This is a genomic window from Ligilactobacillus murinus DSM 20452 = NBRC 14221, from assembly GCF_001591685.1.
In the GTDB taxonomy this organism is placed as follows: Bacteria; Bacillota; Bacilli; order Lactobacillales; family Lactobacillaceae; genus Ligilactobacillus; species Ligilactobacillus murinus.
Genome location: NZ_BCVJ01000014.1, coordinates 1 through 21932 on the forward strand (window position 1 = coordinate 1; position 21932 = coordinate 21932).

Consider the following 21932-nt stretch of genomic DNA (forward strand, 5'->3'; position numbering starts at 1 on the left):
TCGGTTGATACAATCAACATCAATATTTTAACATATTGATAATTTCATGTCAACAACTTTTTTCATTTTTATCTCAGTCGTTTTTTGACGACTAGATAATTTTAACAAAAACCATTGAATGATGTCAACAATTTTTTATCTTATTTTTTCTACTGCAACAAATCAGCTTTTATATAATATCATGTATCACAAGTTAATGTCAACATAATTTTTAAATTATATTTTTTAACTGCTCTGTATCAGCAACTTTTATAGTATAGCAAGGAATACATTTAAGCGTCAAGGACTTTTTTTGATTTTCTATAAAAATTCTTTTGTACTTTCAACCATCAATTGTTTTCACCATTACAAAATTAACTAGACATACCCCTTTCCGCCAAACTTATTGCTTTTTAATAACAGTATAACCCCTTTGTTCAAAAAATGGATACGCAGTTAGTGATGCATGCGTTGTGATGCATTTACCACCTACACTTTCCAAGCGTTCACATAAAGTAGTTGCGACACCTTTTCTCAAATACCCCGGTAAAACAAATAAATGCCCGAGATACCCATGTTGATCTATCTCACCAAAACCAGCTATCTTTTCTGATTCAACTGCTACTAAACTATATTTTTTCGACAAACGCTGATGCCAAATCGCTGGCTCTGTATTACCATTTATCCAAGCATCTAGTTGTTCTTTTGAATAGTCTTTTGCATTAACAGTCTGTACTGTCGTATAAAACAACTCAGCGATCTGTTTTTGATCACCAAAGCGATATTCTCTGAACATAAATATTTTCTTTTTTACGCACAACAAAAAATGCTGCGACTATATAGCCACAGCATTAAATATCTTATTTTTAGTTATTTTCGATCGGACGCATCGTTGGGAACAACAAGACATCACGGATCGAAGGCGCATCTGTCAACAACATCACTAAACGATCGATCCCAATACCTAGACCACCTGTAGGAGGCATACCATATTCCATGGCTTCAATATAGTCTTCATCGATACCTTCAGCTTCATCGTTACCAGCTTGACGTTCTTCCACTTGTGCTTCAAAACGTTCACGTTGGTCGATCGGATCGTTTAATTCGGTAAAGGCATTCGCATATTCGCTACCCAAAATAAACAATTCAAAACGATCAGTGAAACGTGGATCTTTAACGTTCTTCTTAGCTAGCGGTGAGATCTCAACTGGATGACCGTAAACAAATGTTGGGTCAACGATCTTATCTTCACAGAATTGTTCGAAGAATTCGTTGATGATGTGGCCGACTTTCCAGTATTGTTCATAGTGAACACCATGTTCATCTGCTAAAGCCCGAGCTTGTTCTAAAGTCATTTCTTCCCAGAAATCAACACCTGTATATTCTTTGATGATATCGACCATGTGCACGCGTTTAAACGGCTTATCAAAATCAACATCTTTACCTTGATAATTCACGATGTTGTTATTTGACACTACTGAAGCAGCTGCTTTGAAGATACCTTCTGTTTCATCCATAACGTCTTCAAAATCAAAGTATGCCGCATAAGATTCAAGCATTGTAAATTCTGGGTTATGGCGGGTATCGATTCCTTCATTTCTAAAGACACGACCGATCTCATACACACGTTCCATCCCACCAACGATCAAACGCTTCAAGTGCAATTCTAGTGCGATCCGAAGATATAATTCGATATCTAAAGCATTGTGGTGAGTGATAAATGGACGTGCAGCAGCACCACCAGCTTGTGTATGTAACACTGGTGTTTCCACTTCTAAGAAGCCTTCGCCGTCTAAATAACGACGAATAGCTGAAATGATCCGGCTACGGTTTACAAAACGATCGTAACTTTCTTTGTTAGAGATCAGATCTAAGTAACGTTGACGATAGATCTGTTCTACATCTTGCAGACCATGCCACTTGTCTGGTAACGGACGCAAAGCTTTGGATAAGAAAGTCAATTCTGTCACTTTGATCGTCAATTCACCCATATCAGTCTTGATAACGTGACCCTTGATCCCTAAGAAATCACCCAGATCTGAGCGTTTGAAGATATGATACATATCTTCACCCACTTCATCTTTACGGATATAAAGTTGCATTCTGCCAGTACGGTCTTGTAGATCAGCAAAACCTACCTTACCTTTACCACGCTTAGCTACCATCCGTCCAGCGATCGTCGCTGTGATCTCCAAGCCATTTAATTCATCTTTATCCATTTCACCATACTTATCATGCAAGTCTTGGTTCATTGAATCACGTTCAAACCGATGACCAAAGGGATCGATACCTTCTGCGCGCAATTCTTGCATCTTTTCACGACGTACACGCAATTGGTCATTCATGTTTTGTTGGTTACCCATTTAAAAATCCTCGCCTTTCTTTAGAGTGTGAGAAAAGGGGGTGCCTTTTCGAACACGTTTCATCTTTACTATTTTTTAATTATAGCATACTCAAATGTCATAATTAACGCCGAATTGGTTGAGCGATCATGTCAGCCAAGAAATTATCAAAGATCGCTTGCATTTCTTGTTCTGTATCAGCCGAATTCAAAGCAGCTTTAGTCCTTGCTGAACGTGGGATCCCTTTAAGATAGTAGGCTGCTTGTGATCTAAACTCTTTTGGTCCCACGACTTCACCTTTAGCTTCAACTAAACGATGCAAATGCTCTTTAGCAACTGCGATCTTTTCAGCCGGTTTTGGTTCTTCTAATAATTCACCAGTCTCTAGGTAATGTGTCGTTTGCTTAACGATCCATGGATTACCTAAAGCTGCCCGCCCGATCATCACGGCGTCGGCTCCAACTTCATCTAGCATCGTCTTAGCATCTTGAGGCGTGCGGACATCCCCATTACCAATAAAGGGGATCTTTGTCAACTTGTTAGCTACTTCATGTAGCAACTCCCAATCGGCATGTCCTGAGTAAAGTTGTTTTCTTGTCCGACCATGCATCGCTAATGCACTAGCCCCAGCTTCTTGAGCGGCCAACGCATTTTCGACTGCTAAAATATGGTCCTCATCCCAACCAGTCCGCATTTTTACGGTAACTGGTTTTTCAACTGCTGATGAAACTGCTTTGACCATCTCATATACTTTATCAGGGTCAAGCAACCATCTTGCCCCAGCATCGGTCTTAGTGACCTTAGGCACCGGGCAACCCATATTGATATCAATAATATCAGTATTGGTGTTTTCAGCCACAAACTGGGCGGCTTCGACTAAAGTTTCCTTGCTTCCCCCAAAGATCTGCACACTTGCTGGATGTTCACTTGGATCGACAAATAACATCTCAAGTGTCTTTTTGTTGCGGAAATGGATCCCTTTATCTGAGATCATTTCACATACGACCATACCTGCACCAAATTCCTTACAGATCATCCGAAAGGCCACATTGGTCACCCCAGCCATTGGGGCTACCACAACTTGGTTTGGGATCGTGATATCTCCAATTTTCCATTCCATGGATCAATTTCACCTCATAAAATCATTCTTTACTTCGTTTGTAGATAATAGCACACTTTTATTTAAACGACTACTTTTCTTTTGCATTTTTTACGATCTCACGCAATTCAGCTTCGGAAAAATGGTATTTTCGATTGCAAAAATGACATAAAGCAGTTGCACCATGATCTTCTTTGATCATCTCTTCAATATCAGCTTCAGGTAAACTTGCCATTGCTTTTGCAAAACGGTCTTTGGAACAATCACATTTATACGCTACTGGTTTTTTATCCAAGATCTCAACATTTTCTTCATCAAATAATTTGACTAAAATATCTTCTGGAGTCAAGCCTTCACGCATCATTTCCGAAACTAGCGGTAGATCTTTTAAACGTTCTTCTAGTTTAGTCAAAACTTCATCCGTTGCTCCTGGCATAACTTGGATCAAAAAGCCTCCAGCTGTTTGGATAGTATTATCATCATTGACAAAAACTGACAATCCAACGGCTGATGGGATCTGTTCGGACTTAGCCAAGTAATACGTAAAATCTTCACCTAATTCACCCGAAACAAGCGGTACTTGTCCAGTAAATGGTTCTTTTAAGCCAAGATCTTTAGTAACTGATAGAAAACCTGTCGTTCCGACTGCACCTTTAACATCGATCTTGTGCTTATCATTCAATGGTAAATGGATATGAGGGTGTTGGACATAGCCTTTCACAGTCCCGTTAGCGTTACCATCAACGACGATCGCCCCCAATGGTCCATCCCCATTGATTTTCACTGTCATCTTGCCTTCACCCTTTAATGAAGCTTCCGATAACAGTAAAGTTGCAACTAAGGTGCGGCCTAAAGCTGCCGAAGCCGCACTCCAAGTATCGTGATATTCTTGTGCTTGACGAACCGTTTTGGTTGCATCGACCGCATACGCACGTAATTGCCCATCATAGGCTAAACTTTTAACTAAATAATCAGACATTTAATTCACCTATTCCTTTATATTTTTCAATAAACAAGGAGGAAGCAAGCGGGCGGCACATAGGCCAACTTACTTCCTCCTATTTAAAATTTATTCCACCACTCGCTCAAAGACTAATCTTTATCCGAGTCTGTGTCTTTTTTATCCTTTTTTGGATAGAAGACTGTGGTTTTATTTTTATCAGCAGTTGTAGCTTTTTCACTTGGGAAAGATGTTGTTTCATCAGCTACTTTACTTTCACGTTTAGCAGCTTCCTTACGTTCCAAAGCTTCTTTTGATTCTTCAAAAGTTGTAGCTGTTGCTTTTTCACTTGGGAACTCATCTTCATTTTGTGCAGGCATCTTACCTGTCTTATACAAGCTCAAAATTTGCTTTTCATCGAGGGTCTCGTATTCAAGCAAGGCTTTTGCAATGACTGCATGCTGTTCTTTATGCTCTTCGATGATCTTCTTAGCCAAAGCCATCCCTTCTTCAGATAAGCGTTTGACTTCTTCATCGATCGCATTAGCTGTATTGATCGAAAAGGCTGCTTGACCTGGAACAGCATCGCCAGCAAACATGCCACTTTGACCTTCATATTGGACAGGACCTAATTGATCGCTCATCCCGTATTCGGTCACCATTGCACGTGCCAATTGCGTTGCTTGTTGGAAGTCATTGGAAGCCCCCGAGGATTGTTGTCCAAAGATAAGCTCTTCCGCAGCACGTCCCCCCATCAAGCCAGCAATTTGTTCTTGCATGTCTTTTTTAGAAAGCAACATTTGATCTTCTTTTGGTAACATGATCGCATAACCACCGGCACGCCCACGTGGAACGATCGTAACTTTGTGAACGACCCGGGCATCGTTTAAGACCAGACCAACGATCGTATGCCCAGCTTCGTGATAAGCCACGGTCTCGCGTTCTTTCTTGCTGATGACGCGATCACGTTTGGCTGGACCTGCGATCACACGATCTTCAGCTTCATCGATATCTGAGGCATCGATCGCTTTTTTGTTACGCCGCGCAGCCAATAAAGCAGCTTCGTTGAGCAAGTTTTCAAGATCAGCCCCAACAAAGCCCGGTGTTTGCTTAGCGATCGTCTTAAGATCAACATCTTTTGCAAGTGGCTTGTTCTTAGCATGCACTTTTAAGATCGCTTCACGGCCCTTAACATCAGGGCGCCCAACTAAGATCTTACGGTCAAAACGTCCTGGACGAAGCAAGGCTGGGTCCAAAACATCAGAACGGTTCGTAGCAGCCATCACGATGACACCTTCATCACCTTCGAAACCATCCATTTCAACTAACAATTGGTTCAAGGTTTGTTCACGTTCATCGTGACCGCCCCCCATACCATTGCCACGACGACGACCGACAGCATCGATCTCATCGATAAAGATAATGGCTGGTGCACTCTTCTTGGCGTTTTCAAACAGATCACGCACACGACTAGCACCGACACCGACAAACATTTCCACAAAGTCAGAACCAGAGATCGAGAAGAATGGTACTCCTGCTTCACCTGCGACCGCTTTGGCTAACAAAGTCTTACCAGTTCCGGGAGGTCCTTCGAGTAACACACCTGATGGGATCCGTGCACCCAAAGAAAGGAATTTACGTGGATCACGCAAGAATTCAACTACTTCGACTAATTCTTGCTTTTCTTCTTCGGCCCCAGCTACATCAGAGAAGCGAACTTTGTTGTTCTTCTTTTCAACTGGCTTAGCTTTAGACTTACCAAAGCTCATCACCCCACGACCATTGCCACCGCCTTGGCCAGCTTGTCCCATCATCATGTAGAAGAAGAAGATAAAGAAGACAAGGGGCAAGACATAGATCAAGAGTTGGACCCAGATACTGCTGGATTCCTCCTCTTTAGCGCCATATTTGACTTTATTCTTAGTAGCATAGCTTTCGATCTGCTTAACTAAGGTATCATTGGTCAACACATTGGTCGTAAAGTTCGACACTTTAGTAGAGGTACCCGCAATACCGGTTAGACCACCAGTCTTTTCCACATTAGCTGGTTTTTTGTAGGTACCTGTAATGCGGTAGGTACTACCTGCTGGTTGCATTGTAAATTCTTTGACATTGTTTTTCTTCAATTCGGTAATGAATTGGCTTGATTGAATCTGTTGTGATTGAGCGCCGCCACGATTACCAACAAAGTAATAGAGCGCACCCATAATGCCAAGGAAGATCACAATGTAAAATAGACTATTCTTTACTAGCCCATTTTTGTTATTATTCATGGAGTTCCTCCTTTTAGGTAAATTTCATAAATTTTAAAGCTATCGAACCAATAATATCATATTTGACTAATATTGACTATTAATTGTTCTCGTAAACTTCTGGTTTCAAAATACCTACGTAAGGCAAGTTACGGTAATGTCCGATATAGTCTAGACCATAGCCGACCACGAATTCATTTGGCACTTCAAAACCAACATAATCTGGCACGACCGATTTCACCCGACGCTCAGGTTTATCTAATAAAGTACAGATCTTAACTGAAGCTGCCTTTCGATGCTTGAGCAATTCCACTAACCGTTCCAAAGTGCGACCGGTATCGATGATATCTTCGACGATCAAAATATGACGATCTTTGACCGAAACGTCTAAGTCCTTGATGATCTTAACTTCACCAGATGATTCAGTTGCATCACCATAGCTAGATACATCCATAAAATCAAGTTCACAGTATGTGTCGATCTCACGCACGATATCGGCCATAAATAAGATCGCACCCTTTAAAACGCAGATCACAAGCGGATTTTTATCCTTCATGTCGGCGGTGATCTGAGCCCCTAATTTTTGGGCAACTGCTTGAATATCTTCCTTGCTGTATAAAATTTCTTTGATGTCGTTATTCATCATCTTTTACCTCTCTTCGCAAAACTATTATGTAATGAATTTTAGCATTTACGAGCCGTGGTGACAAATCAGTTTTTTTCACTTTAACGATCCATAAAATGTTTCCATCCTTGGCTGCAACTAACCACAGACGCTCACGTTTAGTTTTCGCTATTTTTCGATCGATCAAGATCTGTTTTACTTTTTGGGTCCCGATCTTAGTTTTCATGCGATCACCTGGCCGCCGATGACGCAAAAGAAATGGCGCCTCATCTTCAGACACAGCTAAGATCTCATCACCTGGTCTTGGGCGGTAGGCATTTGAAAAAAAGAGCCCGACCTTTTCTGTATTAGAGATCCATTGCCACTCGCCTAATAATAGATATTGCTGAAAATTTAAATTTTCGCTCTTCAAAGGATGATCAGTGAGCCAGAAATGCTGGTATTCTTTGAGCAAAAAATATCCTTGTCCCAGATCGAGTTGTCCTTGTGGCTTAGTGGTGTTATTTAGCAAACGGTTGGCTTGAGCTACTTTTTTTTCCGATAATTCTAACTTATGCTGCCGAAAAAGTTGGCGTAAAAGCTGATTTTGCCATGGCAAAGTCAACGCTTGCCATTGCTCTAAGGCATAACTACCATCATATTGCTGTAATTTAGCTAATTTTTCTTTACTCGTTTCATTGGCTAAAGTAAGAACTTCACTTAACTGCGCAGCATAATTTTCCACATGCGCTAAAAATTGCGGATTTTCTTGCTTTAATTGCGGGATAACATGATGTCGCAAGCGATTTCTCAAGTAATCATCTTGTTCATTAGTCTCATCTTCAAAATAAGTGATGTTTTGTTCTTGGACCAGATGTAACAATTGAGCTTTGGTAAAGCCCAACAAAGGACGCAGCAACTCAGCATGAGCTCCAAATTTACGTCTACGCTTGATCCCTGTCAATTGTACTAGGTCGCCCCCACGCAATAACTTCATCAAAAAGGTCTCAGCTTGATCATCACTGTGATGTGCCGTCAATAAGTACTTGATCTGTTGTTTTTTTAGTACTGTTTCAAAAAATTCATACCGCATTTTGCGGGCTTTTTCTTCCAACCCTGTTTGGGGATGGTCAGCTACAGCCCAAGTCTTTGTAAAAAGCGGATACCCTTTTTCTTGGCAATATCGCTGAATAAATTCTGTCTCAGTCTTACTTTGGTCGCGTAATTGATGATCGACATACGCCACATTGATCTGCGGACGTATTGCTACTGGCAAATGTGCTAACAGCCATAACAATGCCATCGAATCCGCCCCAGTCGAGACCGCCACTAAGACCTTTTCTTTAGCTGCGAGCTTTAAATTTTGCCACTGTAGGTCAAACTGCTGTTTTATTGCTTGCATAAAATGTCTCCCTTAAAGAACTAAAGGACCGTGACAAAATGCCACAGTCCTTTTATATATTAGCTACGGCGTCCACCACGGCCACCGCGCTTACCTTCCGTATTTCGTTTCAAAGAGGTCAAGCGTTCATCGCTTTCTTTTAAGAAACCAGCCAATAAAGAGTCGAAGTCTTTCTTTTTGTTTTCAGTTTTGCGAGGTGCAAAGGAACGTCCCTTACCCGCATTACTGTTATTTTTGTGATCATTTCCCTTACCATTGTTCCGGAAGTCGCCTTCACGTTGGTTGCGCTCTTCTTTGGTATCTTTCCCAAAATCTTTTTGAACATTGTCGCTTGCTTTTCTGATCGACAAACTGATCTTGCCATCTTCACCGACTGAAAGCACTTTGACTGTTACTTTATCCCCTACTGTCAACACATCATGGATATCCTTGACAAAATTATTTGAAACTTCACTGATATGCACCAAGCCAGTTTTTTTATCCCCTAAATCCACAAAAGCACCAAAATTAGTGATCCCTGATACTTTGCCGTTGACTTTTTCTCCGACTTCAATTGACATAAAAAAATTTTTCCTCCTAGAAAGTTCTAATAAAACACACCTAAGTATATCATGATACTAGTAGTTTAACCAAAAAAATTTATTTTTCTGAATTTAAGACACTTTTTGCCTTATCATCAGGCAAATTATAGATCATTTCATTGTCACGAGAATAATAATATTTCTCACGGATCAGCTTCTCTAAATATTCATCGTCATTCAACTGCTTTACCCGCAGTTTCAAGCTAGCATTGTCTTTTTTTACCTTATCAAGCTTTTTTTGAGCCGTTGTCGTCTGTTGCTTGACCGTATGTGCTTGCCACAAGTTACGTCCGACTTGAACTAAACACCCAACGGTCACGACCACTGCGATCACGGCAAATAAACGCATTATAACTTTGTGTTGCAGATAACGCCGATTTTTGGCGACCATACGCTTTTTAGCAGCTGTTTTTTCCCGATAAAAATCATTATCCATGACTTTGATCTTTTGCTTATCTTCTTTCATCAGTTAGACCTCACCAAATCATCCAAAACCGTTACATATTTACGAAGATTATAACAAACTTGGTGATAAAGATTCAATTTAGAGCCTAAAATCTTCCTTATATTCTTCACTGATGATCTCGTACATGCCTTTAGCCTCATCTTTTTTGGTCGTATCCTTTAATTCCAAAACTTTCAAAGTCAACGTTTTATTTCCAAAATTGATCACTAAAGTATCACCTGTTACAACATCACTAGCGGATTTAGCAACTTTGTCATTGATCGTGATCCGGCCTTGGTCAGCGATCTGTTTTGCCACACTGCGCCGTTTGATCACACGTGAAACTTTTAAATATTTATCTAATCTCATAAGATTCCCTCTTTTCTGATAATTTTTTGCCAAACTTTCAAGATCTTTTTGCCCCCTGGTAACATGAGCCATTCGCGAACACTAAATAATTTAAACGCTAAGGCACACCCTAAAAAGACCAATGTACCTAAAAAAGCCCCTCCAAGTGACATGACGAGCGTATCGCTCCGCTCATTTCCGATAAAATGCATATAGCTCATGGTAAATATCCGTACACTGAAAAGCATCACTGTGATCGCTAAGCCTAATTTGATCCAAAAATGCCCTTCGTTGAACAGCCCCTTGACGATCTCAGGACTAAACAGCAGGATAAAGACTAGCGCAAAGATCAAGCTAAGGACGGTCGCAACACTGGCTCCCATGATATTTATCCGTCCGACCAACCAGATATTTAGTATAAATTTTAGAACTAAAGCTCCCAGCAGACCGACCACCGTGATCAAAAATTGATTCAAACTTTGCAAGATCGAATTATAAGTTCCGATCAAAGTGATAAAGATCACGCTGCCTACATAAACTGCCAATTCAGCACTCAAATTAGCATCTCCAAATAACAAAGTGTTGATCTGTGGCATCAAAACGACCATCCCAAAGCAAGCTGCTACCGAGATCGCCGCACTGACACGCAACATAACTTGCGCGATCCGCCGAAATTCGGCGTATTTACGCTTTTGCAACGCTTGACTCAATGTCGGCAAAAGCGTTGAAGAAAAACCGATCGCAAGGACCATACCTAACTGTAGCAATGGTTGCGCGCGATCATAGATACCTTTTAGATCCTTAGCTACAGCTGCGGGGATCCCGTTGTGCAGTAAGCCACGGACAAGCGTAAAAGAATCGATCAACTGCAACAAGACCATCGTTGAAGCAAACAAACAGATGATCAAGCCATCGCTAAAGAGTTTTTCGATCAGATACAGATAACTGAATTTAGGCGCCGACGTTTTTTTGAAAAACTTTTTAGCATAAAATTTGATAAAACTCAAACAGGCAACTACTGCTCCCGCACTAGAGGCCAACATCGCAACGGCTCCCATCTGATATAAGGACCAGTCAAAAAGCGTAAAAGCCCATGCCGCTAAGATGATCATCCCGACTCGCATGAATTGCTCAGTCACCTGTGAAATAGCAGTTGGAATCATATCAAACGTCCCTTGATAATATCCTCGCCCGACTGCCAAAATTGGCATGAACAAAAACATCCAAGCCACACTTTTGATCAAAACTACCAGCTGTGGATCGCCCATCAAAAGTGCAATAAATGGAGCAAATACCCGCAATCCGACAAAAATCGCACCCGAAAAAACACACAAGATCAAAAATATCTGTTGAACTAAGCGCAATTTGGTCGCTTCATCGCGTTGTTCGGCAACTAATTTAGAAATGTAAACTGGAAAACCGGTCAAGGCAAAAGCAACGCCGATCCCATAGATCGGATAGACCTGCTGATAGACATAAAAACCAGTATTACCAACAATATTTTCAAAAGGGATCCGATAGACCGCACTTAAGATCTTAGCGATCAAAGATGCGATCGAAAGGATCAAAGCCCCTTTCATCGTCTTTTTGACTTGTTCATTTTTCATCTACAGTCCCCTCGATCTGTGGTATGTTGTTGATCTCAGCCATTAAATTAAAACATAATTTTTGTAACTTAGCCAAAAGTTCTGAGCGCTGTGCTGGTTGCAAGGTCAACTTGATAGCAGTCTTTTTGGCGGTCGTTTCAAAGGTCGCATCTAAGCCAGCTGCATCCAAGGCTTTGAGCATCATCGGTGCATTGAATTTTTTCACCCCTACAGGCGCAAGATCCAAGGTGAGCTTATACGCACTAGTTTGGGTGATATTGGCTAACAATGCATGATCAGCATATAATTTCAACAACCCAATTTCTAGTAAATTAGCTACTTCAACTGGATATTCACCGAAACGATCAATGAGGTCTTCTTTGATCTCTTCATATTGTTCTTTATTTTCCAATTGGTGGATCCGCTTATAAAGCTCGATCTTTTGGCGTGGATCTTCGATGTAACTTTGGGGTAGATAAGCTTCTAATGACAGATCGATCTGACAATCAGTGTGCAACTTAGGCTTAAGGCCACGTTTCTTGGCGACTGCTTCATTTAACATCTGCGTGTACAGCTCATAGCCGACCGAATCGATAAAGCCATGTTGTTGTTTCCCTAATAGGTTACCCGCCCCTCGGATCGAGAGGTCACGCATCGCGATCTTAAAGCCTGAACCTAATTCGGTAAAATCTTTGATCGCTTCAAGGCGTTTTTCGCTCACTTCCGTTAAAACTTTATCAGGTTCGTACATAAAGTAAGCATAAGCCACACGATTCGATCGTCCGACCCGGCCACGTAATTGATAAAGCTGAGCTAGGCCCATCCGATCAGCATTTTCCACAAATAGCGTATTGGCATTGGGGATGTCGACTCCAGTTTCGATGATCGTCGTCGTCACTAACACATCGTATTGGCCTGCGATAAAGTCCATCAAGATCCCTTCTAACTGGGTCTCCGTCATTTGCCCGTGGATATAAGCGATCTTGGCTTCGGGCACTAAGCTCTGTAACTCGTTGACCTTTTTTTCAATATCATCGACTCGATTGTGCAAGAAAAACACTTGCCCACCGCGTGCCAGCTCACGTTTGATCCCATCCACGATCACCCCGTAATTTTGTTCCATCACATAGGTCTGGATCGGATAACGATTCATCGGTGCGGTCTCGATCACTGAGAGATCGCGCACACCTAACATCGACATATTTAGCGTCCGCGGGATCGGAGTAGCTGTTAGTGTCAAAACATCGACAGTTGACTTGAGTTCTTTTAACCGCTCTTTATGTTTGACCCCGAAGCGTTGTTCTTCATCAATGATCAACAAGCCTAGATCAGCAAATTTAACGTCTTTAGACAACAAACGATGGGTCCCAACAACAGCATCGCATTCACCACTTTTTAGCTTAGCCAAAGTTTCATCGACTTGTTTTTTGGTGCTAAAACGCGATAAGACACCGATGTTGACCGGAAAACCTTCAAAGCGCGCTTGCATCGTTTCAAAATGCTGTTGTGCCAAAACGGTCGTCGGAGCTAAAAAAGCAACTTGTTTTCCGTCTTCGATCGCCTTAAAAGCTGCTCGTAAAGCAACTTCAGTCTTACCATATCCCACATCCCCGATCAACAAACGATCCATCGGGCGTTCTTTTTGCATATCGGCTTTGATCTCTTTTGCGCTCCGCAACTGATCAGGTGTTTCTGAAAAAGGAAAGGCGGCTTCAAATTCGCGTTGATAACTATCATCTGGTGGAAAGGCATGGCCCTTATTAGATTCACGTTTTGCATACAATTCGACCAGTTCATCGGCAATGTCTTCGATCTTAGCGGCAACTTTGCTCTTGGTCTTGGCCCATTTGTTACTACCTAATTTGTTGATCTTTGGGGTCTTACCTTCAGCTGACACATATTTTTGGATCCGATCGAGCTGGGAAACCGGGATAAAAAGTTGCGCATCCTCTTGATAAACGATCGTCATATAGTCTTGGTGTTTCCCACCGACTTCTAAAGTTTGCATTCCCATGAAACGCCCGATCCCATGGTTGACGTGAACGATATAATCGCCTTTCTTCAAGTCAGTATAGCTCTTCAAACGTTCCGCATTGCTCATCGTTTGGCGTTTAGGCTGTTTGCGCGAACGTTTAGCAAAGAGTTCTTGTTCGGTCAAAACGACTAATTTTAATTCAGGCAATTCAAAACCACTATTCAACTGACCTAAAGCGATCTGCACTTGACCAGTCTGGATGTCAGCGACTGTTCCTAATAAAGAAGTGATCCCAAAATCGGCTAACGTCTGCTGGAGCTTTGCTTGACGTTCCTTAGTCCCGACCAGCAAGACAACGGTTTGGCCACTTTCTTTCCAACGGAGTGCTTCAGCTTTTAGCAGTGGCATTTGACCAAAGAATTGTTGGACCATGCGGGCTTTGATATCTAAATGCCGCACAAAACGCATCCGGCCCATCCCTTTAGGAAAGGCGGCTAAAAAGGTTTTAGGCTGTTTGAGCTTTTTTTCTAAATAACTCAATTCGTGTCCTAAAACAGCATTAGCAAGTAATTGCTGTTTTTCCAACTGCTCAACGATCCAATTTTGCTCTTCTTGAACTAGTTTTTTTTCTTTTTCACGTAAACGAGGGTAATCATCAAAAAACACTTCACCATTTGTGGCTAAATAATCAAATAAACTTAACTTTTCAGGATAGATGTATTCGACTAAGCTCAGATCTTTAGCACTCAATTCCCCCTTTAAAAAAGCATCGATCTTGGCTGAAAAATTCTTATCCAGTTGTTCTTTTGTTTCTTTAGATAAATTAGTAGAGGCTTTTTTAACAGCTTTATCTAAAGCTGACGCTGCTTTTTCCAAACGTTCCTTATCAAAAATAAGGTCAGTCGCTGGTAAGATCTGCACTTGTTCAATGTTTTTCAAACTACGCTGATCGGCCACATCAAAAGTCCGCAACGAATCTAACTGGGTATCAAAAAAATCGGCCCGAAGCGGATCTGACATATCTAAAGGAAAAATATCTAAGATCGATCCTCGTAGTGCAAAGTCGCCTGGCCGTTCAACTTGCTTTTGACGCGTATAACCCATTTGGCCTAACAACTGCACCAGGTCTGCTAATTCATAGTCTTGGCCAACGACCAACTTTAACTGACTCTTTTGCCAAAGTTCAACTGGGGGTAAAAAGCGCCGTAACCCTGACATCGAAGTCACGATCAGCTTTTTTTCCTGCTTGGCTAAAGCTTCCAGTGCTAAAACACGTTGCGCTTTAAATTCAGGTGAACTCGTTGCCATTTCTGATGCTAGCATCTCTTCGACTGGAAACAACAAGACATCAGCTGGATCTAAGAGGTTTTCAAGATCATCGGCTAACTGTTGGGCTCGATACAAGTCATCACATACGATCAACTTTGGACCTGCATTTTCTAGGAACAACTCAGCTAAAAAAAGCGTCTTGGCCGAGCCAGTCAGCCCTGTGATCAAATGACGTCCTGCTTCTTTTTGTGACCATTCTTTGACTTCTGGAAGGCTATGAAAAGCTTCCTTTAGTTTCATCTTCATGGTGTATCCTTTCTTACTTGTTACGGTTGAATTTATTCATCACTTGCGCAAAATCATCAGTCTTGACCCACTCTTCTAACGCTGCTACTGCATCAGCTGCTCCTAGATCAAAATTTTTTCGTTGTTCTGGAGTGAAGCGGCCTAAGACCCAATCAACGACTTTAGTTTGTTTAGGATGATCGATCCCCACACGTAAGCGGTCGAATTGTTGAGTACCTAAATGAGCGATCAGACTCTTGATCCCGTTATGCCCACCAGCTGAACCCTTTTGGCGCAACCGTAACCGACCACAATCAAGATCCATATCATCATAAACGATGATCACATCATCAAGGTCTAAGTCATAATAATCTACGATCTGGCGAACTGCGCGTCCCGATTCATTCATATAGGTAGTCGGTTTAGCCAATAAGACTTTTTGGCCCCCGACCATACCGTCAGCTAGTTGCGCATCAAATTTTTCCTTATTGAAGGAAAGGCCATTCGCATCTGCAAAGCGATCAACGATCATAAAGCCTGTATTATGACGGGTATTTTCATATTGACGACCAATATTACCTAATCCTACGATCAATTTCATCTTTAAATTCAAAACCTTTCACATATAAAAAAATTTACATTACCAAAAAAAATGCACACTGTTTAAACCGTACTTAGGCACAGTTAAGCGTACATCTAGCATGGAAGCGCCTAAAAAGACGCTTCCAACAATTGATTTAATTTCACTAAGTATACCACACTTTGCGATTTCTACTGAAAAAAACTTACAAACTCTTGAAATCTTTGCGCCATTTACTGAAAAACGTGTTATACTTATGGAGTATCAATTAAGTTACTTAAGAAAGGATGAATTACTGTGTCAAAAACACAAAATCATCAAAAAGTTATTTTAGTCGGTGACGGTGCTGTTGGTTCTAGCTATGCTTACGCTATGGCTTTACAAGGTATCGCTGAAGAATTTGGTATCGTGGATGTTGTTAAAGAACGTACAGAAGGTGACGCTCTTGACTTGATCGATGCTACAGGTTACACATATCCTAAGAAGATCTACTCTGCAGAATACTCTGACTGCAAAGATGCAGACTTAGTTGTTATCACTGCAGGTGCTCCTCAAAAGCCTGGTGAAACTCGCCTTGACCTTGTTAACAAGAACTTACGCATCTTGTCTTCTATCGTTAAGCCTATCGTTGATTCTGGCTTCCAAGGTGTCTTCTTAGTTGCTGCTAACCCAGTTGATATCTTGACATACGCTACATGGAAGTTCTCTGGCTTCCCAACAGAACGCGTTTTAGGTTCAGGTACATCCTTGGATACAGCACGTCTTCGTGTTGCTATGGCTGACCTTACAGGTATCAAAGACCCACGTTCTATGCACGCATACATCATGGGTGAACACGGTGACTCCGAATTTGCTGCTTACTCATCAGCAACGATCGGTGGGGTTCCATTCTTAGAATGGGCTAAAGCTAACAACGTTTCCCAAGAAACACTTGATAAGATGGAAGACGATGTCCGCAACAAAGCTTACGAGATCATCAACCGCAAAGGTGCTACATTCTACGGTGTTGCTGCTGCGCTTGCTCGTATCTCAAAAGCTATCTTACGTGACGAAGATACAGTCTTACCTGTTTCAGCTTACTTAGATGGCCAATATGGCTTGAATGATATCTACATCGGTACACCAGCCGTTGTTAATGCTGAAGGTATCAAGCAAGTTGTTGAAGTTCCTTTGAACGAAAAAGAATTGAAACACATGCAAGAATCTGCTAAGACTTTGAAAGAAGTTCTTACAAACGGCTTGAAGAGTTTAGAAGACTAATCTCTTTTATTCCTAAACAGTCAGGGTTTGACCTTGACTGTTTTTTTATATACTCAATAAACTGTGGTAAACTAAGACTAGAAAGGTGGGCGTGCAAATGTTTAATACTCAAATAAATGCTGATGTCCCGATCAATGAAGGCTCGGGTCAGATCGTCACGGAATTACCTTTTGTTCCCCATAAAGGTGACTTTATCATGGTCGGCGATGAACAAACGCAATGGGAAGTTGTCAGCAGCACCTTTATCGTGCATGATAAGTTCCATCCTAAAAAAGATTTTGTCGATCTCGTCGTGAAAGTAAAACAAGTTTGATTTTTTTGAGGCTGGTCTTGACCAGCCTTTTTGCTTGAACTTGAACATTTTGCAAAATTTTGTACATTTATTCAATTTTTAACTTCCATTATTTGTTTTTTGTGTTATTATGTATTAGGATATTATGAAAACAAAATGAAAGCCGAGGAGCTATTTATGCTACTGAAAACATTGATCAAGCCTAAAAAAGATCTCGTTACAGTTAAAGAAGATATCACACTGGAAGAAGCCTTAACAGTGCTCGAAGATTCCGGTTATCGTTGTGTACCGATCTTGGATGAAACTGGTAAGATCTTCCGGGGAAATATCTATAAGATGCATATTTACCGCCACAAATCTCGTGGAGGTGATATGAGCCTACCCGTGACCCATTTGTTAAAGAATGCTAACAAGTTCATCCCAATTGATTCAGCCTTCTTTAATGTATTTTTCTCGATCAAAGACCTTCCATATATTACGGTTTTAGATGAAAATAATTTCTTCTATGGTATCTTGACCCATACGCGTTTGTTAGATATGTTGACCCAGTCTTGGAATTTCAATGTCGGTAGCTATGTTTTGACCGTTGTCTCCTCAGGTGAACGCGGTGATCTAGTCGATATGGCTAAGATCATCACCAAATACACTTCGATCGCAAGCTGTATCACACTTGATGTGCAACAAGGCGAATTAGTCCGCCGTACACTATTTACCCTCCCATCTGACGTTTCACATGAGAAATTAGAACGGATCGTGGCGAGTTTAGAGCGTAAGAATTTCAAAGTTCCTGAGATCGAAGACTTACAAGCTTAACACCTATCCCCCTACTTATCATCAAGTGGGGGGATATTTCTTATCGCTAAAGTTATGTAACAACTTCCAGTGAGTATGTTAAAATGTTTATAACTATACCTCTTAACGAAAGGAATGAGCCATATTGGCCGAAAAACTTTATACGACTCAAGAGCTTGCCGATAATATCGGTGTCAGTCGGTCAACGATCTACCGCTTTTTAAAAGTCAATCAGATCCAACCAGTTGAAATAAATGGACGCTCTAAACTTTACAGCAAAGACACCTTAAAACAAGCAAGGCGCGAATTACTTTTACCAAGTACTAACAAAAAAACTACCCTTGCAACTGAAGCTAAACACCTTGATCAATTACAACAGCAGCTCGAATTGATCAACGAACAGTTACGGGAAAAAGACCGCCAGATCGCAGAGTTACACCAACTGATCGATCATCAACAAAAATTGACCCTTTCTGCCACTAAACAGTTAAATGATCTGTTAGCCTTACAAGAGACCGATCCGGATGCCATCAAGATCGCGGCGGCTGAAGTTCAACGCCAATTGCCCGAAAATAGCCAAGCCCAACAGATCTTATATCCGACCCAAGGTGTCAGCTATAAAACGACTAATGCGATCAGCACTGAAGAAAAAAAACCTAAAAAACGCGGCTTCTTTAGCTGGTTTAGACGAAACAAGCGCAGTTAGTCATGAAACAAAAGAAAACTTTTTTAGCACTTATCGCTTCATTTAATCTTGCTGCTAACTACGCTCATCCGATCACCCCTGCTTATTTCAAGCTCCTCGGACTCGATAGTGCCATGTTTGGCTATGCGTTTTCCGTGATGTCTTTGGGGATGTTTCTTGGCTCACCTTTCTTTGGAAAATTAGCTGAGAGTTTTCGATCTAAAGTCTTGATGGCTTGGGGATGCTTAGGTTACGCATTAGCCCAAGTCCTCTTTGCGATCGGACACACCCCAGCACTCATCTTATGGGGGCGCTTATTGGCGGGCTTTGCCTGTGGAGCATTTTTTGTTGGGGCCTTGAATTATATCGCCAATACCTCCACTACTAAAGAACGGGGAGCAAACTTGACTTTAAATGCTGCCGTTCAAACCGTTTTTGGCGCTTTGGGCTACTTTGTCGGTGGAATACTTGGGACATATGATCTTTATTGGGCTTTTGCGCTACAGATCGGGCAACTTTTTTTCACAGGTATTGCCTTTTATCTACTCTTAGGTTCAGATCTTATTGTCCAAAAAGCCCCAGATATCAAAGAAGCGGTCCGCAGTTTGAACTTTTTTAGTAGCTTTCAAACTAAGGATGATCAGTTCTCACAGTCACTTTGGATCTTATTAGGCGTTTCAGCTCTGACCTTTTTAGGCTATACTTCTTTTGATCAAAGTTTCAACTATTACTTAAAAGACGTCTTTGATCTTGCAACGAGCTATAATGGTAGCTTTAAAGGAGCGGTCGGCTTGATCTCACTTATAGCTACGATGACGTTAGGAATGTATTTGGTCAAACAAACTGATCTCAACAAAAGTACGACTTATATTTTGTTCATCTGTGCTTTCTTTATGGGAGCAGTTTGTTTGGCACCCGGGTTGGCCAGCTTTTTTGCCTTAAATTTGATCTTTTACGGTTTTTATGCGATCAGCGTGCCGATGGTCCAAGATCTGATCACCAAACAAGCTACGCCAACAACACAAGGGACTGTTCTTGGCTTTTACCAAGCTTCACAATCATTTGGTCGGATCATCGGGGCCTTTGTCGCTGGGCTTTTATATGATGTCAATGTTTTAGGCCCATTTATTCTAGGTAGTCTTGCTTTTCTAATTGCAGCTATCGGTGTTAAAATATATCAAAAATAGCAGTATGTCCATGGCTGGGCACACTGCTATCTTATTATCAAGAGGTGTTATTATGATCCGTGAAATCAATCACGACCCTAAATTCTTAAGTCAAAAAGCTGTTTTAGCTACTCCAAAAGACGATCAGATCGTCACTGACTTGCTCGATACTTTGCAAGCTAATCAAGCCCGGTGTGTTGGGATGGCAGCCAACATGATCGGCGAAAATAAGCAGATCATCGTCTGTCAGATGGGACCACTCGCTTTTCCCATGTTAAATCCTAAGATCATCAAAAAAGCGCGCCCTTATAAAACAACAGAAGGCTGTCTTTCACTTAAAACGACAACAGAAACGACACGCTATGATCTGATCACAGTCCAATACTTTGATCGGACCTTTACCAAACAAAAACAAGAATTCCAAGGCTTCATCGCACAGATCATTCAACATGAGATCGATCATCTAAATGGGATCTTGATCTAGTTTTGGCTTAGTCTTTAGCTGAAAAGATCGGAAATTCATTTGAATCACCATTTGCTCCCATTGTTATAGCTAACTTTAATTTAGGTTTTGAAGCTTAAAATGTTAAATACTTAGTCTATACGCTACCTATCTTTGTATACTAGAAAGGAAATTCACATATGATCACGATCGGTGCTACTACTTGGAGCGAACATAAGGCTTTGATCACAGAAGCCCGCCCTGTCACACTAGCAGAGTATGCGGCAAATTTTCCGGTTGTTGAAGTCGATACTTTCTTCTATGGGATCCCTCGGATAAGTACCGTTAAAAATTGGCAAGCTCAAGTCCCACCAGCATTTCATTTTGTTGTTAAAGCTCATCGGTCGATGACAGGTCATAGCGATAAAAAAGCTAATTTGGCCGAATTAAAAGAGACTTTTGCCAACTTCAAGCTTGCGGTAGGACCACTGGTGGAGACTGGTCAATTAAAAACCGTCTTATTTCAATTTCCACCATATTTTATCCCCACCAAAAAAAGCATCAACTATCTGCGTCAGATCAGAGCCTGGTTGCCCGCGCTACCGCTGTGCTTAGAATTTCGCAATCAAGCTTGGTATCAGCCTAACACGCTCCAGTCATTAGTCGCTTTTTGTCGCCAAGAGCGCTTTACTTTAACAGCAGCCGATGAACCACATCAAACTGAGGCTTCTGTGCCATTTTATCCAGTGGTAACGACGCCTGATCTGATGTTTTGGCGTTTACACGGTCGTAACCAACAAGGCTGGCTCAAAAAAGGCCCCAATTGGCGCAAAGAGCGAACTCTTTATCGCTACGATCACGCTGAACTTGAACAGTTCAAGCAAACTCTGGTCGGCCTGCAAAATGATGTCAAAGAGATCTGCATCATCTTTAACAATAATTCCGCAGGCGATGCAGTCCCTAACGCGCTCACCTTAAAGGAGCTATTGGGGATCGACTTTGATGGGCTAGGACCACCACCACCGACTCAACTGAATCTGATCTAACTAAAAAAGATAGCCCCAACAAGGCTATCTTTTTTGGCATTTAACGTAATGTAAGTCTACGATCCCGTTATAAGTCTTTGTTTGAAGTAATTTTAATTTTTGTGATGGTGCTACTTGATCGAATAGCATGATCCCATCCCCCAAAACGATCGCATGATAGACAGATAATACTCGTCGATCAGATCACTTTGCAGTGCTTGTTTGACTAAATTAGCCCCGCCACTTGACCGCCTAACCAGTCAACACTTCCATTCTTATCTGCGATATATCCATCTAAACTTTGTGCAATAAATAAACTAACTTTGCACAATTTAGCATTCCCCATTCTTTCACTCTATCTAAATGTGTTTTCAAAAGCAGCGCCTAGTGGATAAGGTGCCCCTGCCCTGATGCTAAATTCTCATCACGGCTGGGAAAACTTATCCATACGGCGCTGTTCGCTTTTGCTCACACTCTATCTAAACGTGCTCCCAAAAGCAACGCCTAGTGGATAAGGTGCCCCTGCCCTGATGCTAAATTCTCATCACGGCTGGGGCACCTTATCCATACGGCGCTGTTCGCT

Annotated in this window: 20 protein-coding genes; 7 read left to right on the plus strand and 13 right to left on the minus strand. The window is 41.5% G+C overall.

The genetic code is table 11. The features are described from left to right. Positions 1-382 precede the first annotated feature (382 nt). The 13 genes from LMU01S_RS04120 to pth all read right to left on the minus strand — a co-directional run bounded on the left by LMU01S_RS04120 (position 383) and on the right by pth (position 15708). Entirely contained in the window at positions 383-775 is a 393-nt protein-coding gene (locus tag LMU01S_RS04120) for a GNAT family N-acetyltransferase (protein ID WP_056957959.1), read from the minus strand. A 70-nt stretch (positions 776-845) separates the two neighbouring features. Continuing rightward, the gene (gene lysS, locus LMU01S_RS04125) at positions 846-2342 is read right to left on the minus strand and encodes a lysine--tRNA ligase (protein ID WP_004050100.1); all 1497 of its coding nucleotides are present in this window, start codon (positions 2340-2342) and stop codon (positions 846-848) included. 103 nt (positions 2343-2445) lie between these two features. Further along, positions 2446-3441 carry a tRNA dihydrouridine synthase DusB gene (gene dusB, locus LMU01S_RS04130; RefSeq protein WP_056957956.1) on the minus strand — a complete coding sequence of 332 codons (996 nt, stop codon included), beginning with the start codon at positions 3439-3441 and terminating at the stop codon, positions 2446-2448. 70 nt (positions 3442-3511) lie between these two features. Further along, complete coding sequence (gene hslO / locus LMU01S_RS04135; RefSeq protein WP_056957954.1) at positions 3512-4399, minus strand: Hsp33 family molecular chaperone HslO; 888 nt, start codon at positions 4397-4399, stop codon at positions 3512-3514. A 113-nt stretch (positions 4400-4512) separates the two neighbouring features. Continuing rightward, the gene (gene ftsH, locus LMU01S_RS04140; RefSeq protein ID WP_056957952.1) at positions 4513-6633 is read right to left on the minus strand and encodes an ATP-dependent zinc metalloprotease FtsH; all 2121 of its coding nucleotides are present in this window, start codon (positions 6631-6633) and stop codon (positions 4513-4515) included. Between the two features lie 79 nt (positions 6634-6712). Continuing rightward, positions 6713-7255: a hypoxanthine phosphoribosyltransferase gene (gene hpt / locus LMU01S_RS04145; RefSeq protein ID WP_039936205.1), complete on the minus strand. Its 543-nt coding sequence runs from the start codon at positions 7253-7255 to the stop codon at positions 6713-6715. Continuing rightward, on the minus strand, positions 7248-8618 hold the full coding sequence (gene tilS, locus LMU01S_RS04150) for a tRNA lysidine(34) synthetase TilS (protein ID WP_056957949.1): 1371 nt from the start codon (positions 8616-8618) through the stop codon (positions 7248-7250). The genes hpt and tilS overlap by 8 nt, the downstream gene beginning before the upstream one ends. 59 nt (positions 8619-8677) lie before the next feature. Beyond that, entirely contained in the window at positions 8678-9178 is a 501-nt protein-coding gene (locus tag LMU01S_RS04155) for a S1 domain-containing RNA-binding protein (protein ID WP_056957947.1), read from the minus strand. 79 nt (positions 9179-9257) lie between these two features. Next, positions 9258-9665: an FtsB family cell division protein gene (locus LMU01S_RS04160; RefSeq protein WP_056957946.1), complete on the minus strand. Its 408-nt coding sequence runs from the start codon at positions 9663-9665 to the stop codon at positions 9258-9260. A 78-nt stretch (positions 9666-9743) separates the two neighbouring features. After that, positions 9744-10013, minus strand: a complete 270-nt coding sequence (locus tag LMU01S_RS04165; RefSeq protein ID WP_010689766.1) for an RNA-binding S4 domain-containing protein — start codon at positions 10011-10013, stop codon at positions 9744-9746. After that, the gene (locus LMU01S_RS04170; protein WP_056957944.1) at positions 10010-11599 is read right to left on the minus strand and encodes a putative polysaccharide biosynthesis protein; all 1590 of its coding nucleotides are present in this window, start codon (positions 11597-11599) and stop codon (positions 10010-10012) included. The genes LMU01S_RS04165 and LMU01S_RS04170 overlap by 4 nt, the downstream gene beginning before the upstream one ends. Beyond that, positions 11589-15122, minus strand: coding sequence for a transcription-repair coupling factor (gene mfd, locus LMU01S_RS04175; RefSeq protein WP_056957962.1), 3534 nt, complete (start codon positions 15120-15122; stop codon positions 11589-11591). The genes LMU01S_RS04170 and mfd overlap by 11 nt, the downstream gene beginning before the upstream one ends. Before the next feature lie 19 nt (positions 15123-15141). Beyond that, the gene (pth, locus tag LMU01S_RS04180) at positions 15142-15708 is read right to left on the minus strand and encodes an aminoacyl-tRNA hydrolase (RefSeq protein ID WP_056957942.1); all 567 of its coding nucleotides are present in this window, start codon (positions 15706-15708) and stop codon (positions 15142-15144) included. A 276-nt stretch (positions 15709-15984) separates the two neighbouring features. Between pth and LMU01S_RS04190 the strand changes: the two genes are divergently transcribed. From LMU01S_RS04190 to LMU01S_RS04220, 7 genes are all read left to right on the plus strand, one after another. Next, complete coding sequence (locus LMU01S_RS04190; protein ID WP_056957938.1) at positions 15985-16947, plus strand: L-lactate dehydrogenase; 963 nt, start codon at positions 15985-15987, stop codon at positions 16945-16947. A 97-nt stretch (positions 16948-17044) separates the two neighbouring features. Next, positions 17045-17260: a hypothetical protein gene (locus LMU01S_RS04195; protein ID WP_056957936.1), complete on the plus strand. Its 216-nt coding sequence runs from the start codon at positions 17045-17047 to the stop codon at positions 17258-17260. A gap of 156 nt (positions 17261-17416) precedes the next feature. Then, positions 17417-18052 carry a cyclic di-AMP binding protein CbpA gene (gene cbpA, locus LMU01S_RS04200; protein WP_004050070.1) on the plus strand — a complete coding sequence of 212 codons (636 nt, stop codon included), beginning with the start codon at positions 17417-17419 and terminating at the stop codon, positions 18050-18052. 124 nt (positions 18053-18176) lie between these two features. Then, positions 18177-18737 (plus strand): helix-turn-helix transcriptional regulator, encoded by a 561-nt coding sequence (locus tag LMU01S_RS04205; protein ID WP_056957933.1) that lies wholly within the window; start codon positions 18177-18179, stop codon positions 18735-18737. Positions 18738-18739: 2 nt separating this feature from the next. Then, positions 18740-19903, plus strand: coding sequence for an MFS transporter (locus tag LMU01S_RS04210; protein WP_056957931.1), 1164 nt, complete (start codon positions 18740-18742; stop codon positions 19901-19903). 52 nt (positions 19904-19955) lie between these two features. Continuing rightward, positions 19956-20366 (plus strand): peptide deformylase, encoded by a 411-nt coding sequence (locus LMU01S_RS04215; RefSeq protein WP_056957930.1) that lies wholly within the window; start codon positions 19956-19958, stop codon positions 20364-20366. Between the two features lie 158 nt (positions 20367-20524). After that, complete coding sequence (locus LMU01S_RS04220; protein WP_056957928.1) at positions 20525-21370, plus strand: DUF72 domain-containing protein; 846 nt, start codon at positions 20525-20527, stop codon at positions 21368-21370. Positions 21371-21932 lie beyond the last annotated feature (562 nt).

Coding starts and splice junctions, on each gene's coding strand:
- LMU01S_RS04120 (WP_056957959.1), bottom strand. CDS start 775: ATGTTCAGAGAATATCGCTTTGGTGATCAAAAACAGATCGCTGAGTTG.
- lysS (WP_004050100.1), bottom strand. CDS start 2,342: ATGGGTAACCAACAAAACATGAATGACCAATTGCGTGTACGTCGTGAA.
- dusB (WP_056957956.1), bottom strand. CDS start 3,441: ATGGAATGGAAAATTGGAGATATCACGATCCCAAACCAAGTTGTGGTA.
- hslO (WP_056957954.1), bottom strand. CDS start 4,399: ATGTCTGATTATTTAGTTAAAAGTTTAGCCTATGATGGGCAATTACGT.
- ftsH (WP_056957952.1), bottom strand. CDS start 6,633: ATGAATAATAACAAAAATGGGCTAGTAAAGAATAGTCTATTTTACATT.
- hpt (WP_039936205.1), bottom strand. CDS start 7,255: ATGAATAACGACATCAAAGAAATTTTATACAGCAAGGAAGATATTCAA.
- tilS (WP_056957949.1), bottom strand. CDS start 8,618: ATGCAAGCAATAAAACAGCAGTTTGACCTACAGTGGCAAAATTTAAAG.
- LMU01S_RS04155 (WP_056957947.1), bottom strand. CDS start 9,178: ATGTCAATTGAAGTCGGAGAAAAAGTCAACGGCAAAGTATCAGGGATC.
- LMU01S_RS04160 (WP_056957946.1), bottom strand. CDS start 9,665: ATGAAAGAAGATAAGCAAAAGATCAAAGTCATGGATAATGATTTTTAT.
- LMU01S_RS04165 (WP_010689766.1), bottom strand. CDS start 10,013: ATGAGATTAGATAAATATTTAAAAGTTTCACGTGTGATCAAACGGCGC.
- LMU01S_RS04170 (WP_056957944.1), bottom strand. CDS start 11,599: ATGAAAAATGAACAAGTCAAAAAGACGATGAAAGGGGCTTTGATCCTT.
- mfd (WP_056957962.1), bottom strand. CDS start 15,122: ATGAAACTAAAGGAAGCTTTTCATAGCCTTCCAGAAGTCAAAGAATGG.
- pth (WP_056957942.1), bottom strand. CDS start 15,708: ATGAAATTGATCGTAGGATTAGGTAATATTGGTCGTCAATATGAAAAT.
- LMU01S_RS04195 (WP_056957936.1), top strand. CDS start 17,045: ATGTTTAATACTCAAATAAATGCTGATGTCCCGATCAATGAAGGCTCG.
- cbpA (WP_004050070.1), top strand. CDS start 17,417: ATGCTACTGAAAACATTGATCAAGCCTAAAAAAGATCTCGTTACAGTT.
- LMU01S_RS04210 (WP_056957931.1), top strand. CDS start 18,740: ATGAAACAAAAGAAAACTTTTTTAGCACTTATCGCTTCATTTAATCTT.
- LMU01S_RS04215 (WP_056957930.1), top strand. CDS start 19,956: ATGATCCGTGAAATCAATCACGACCCTAAATTCTTAAGTCAAAAAGCT.
- LMU01S_RS04220 (WP_056957928.1), top strand. CDS start 20,525: ATGATCACGATCGGTGCTACTACTTGGAGCGAACATAAGGCTTTGATC.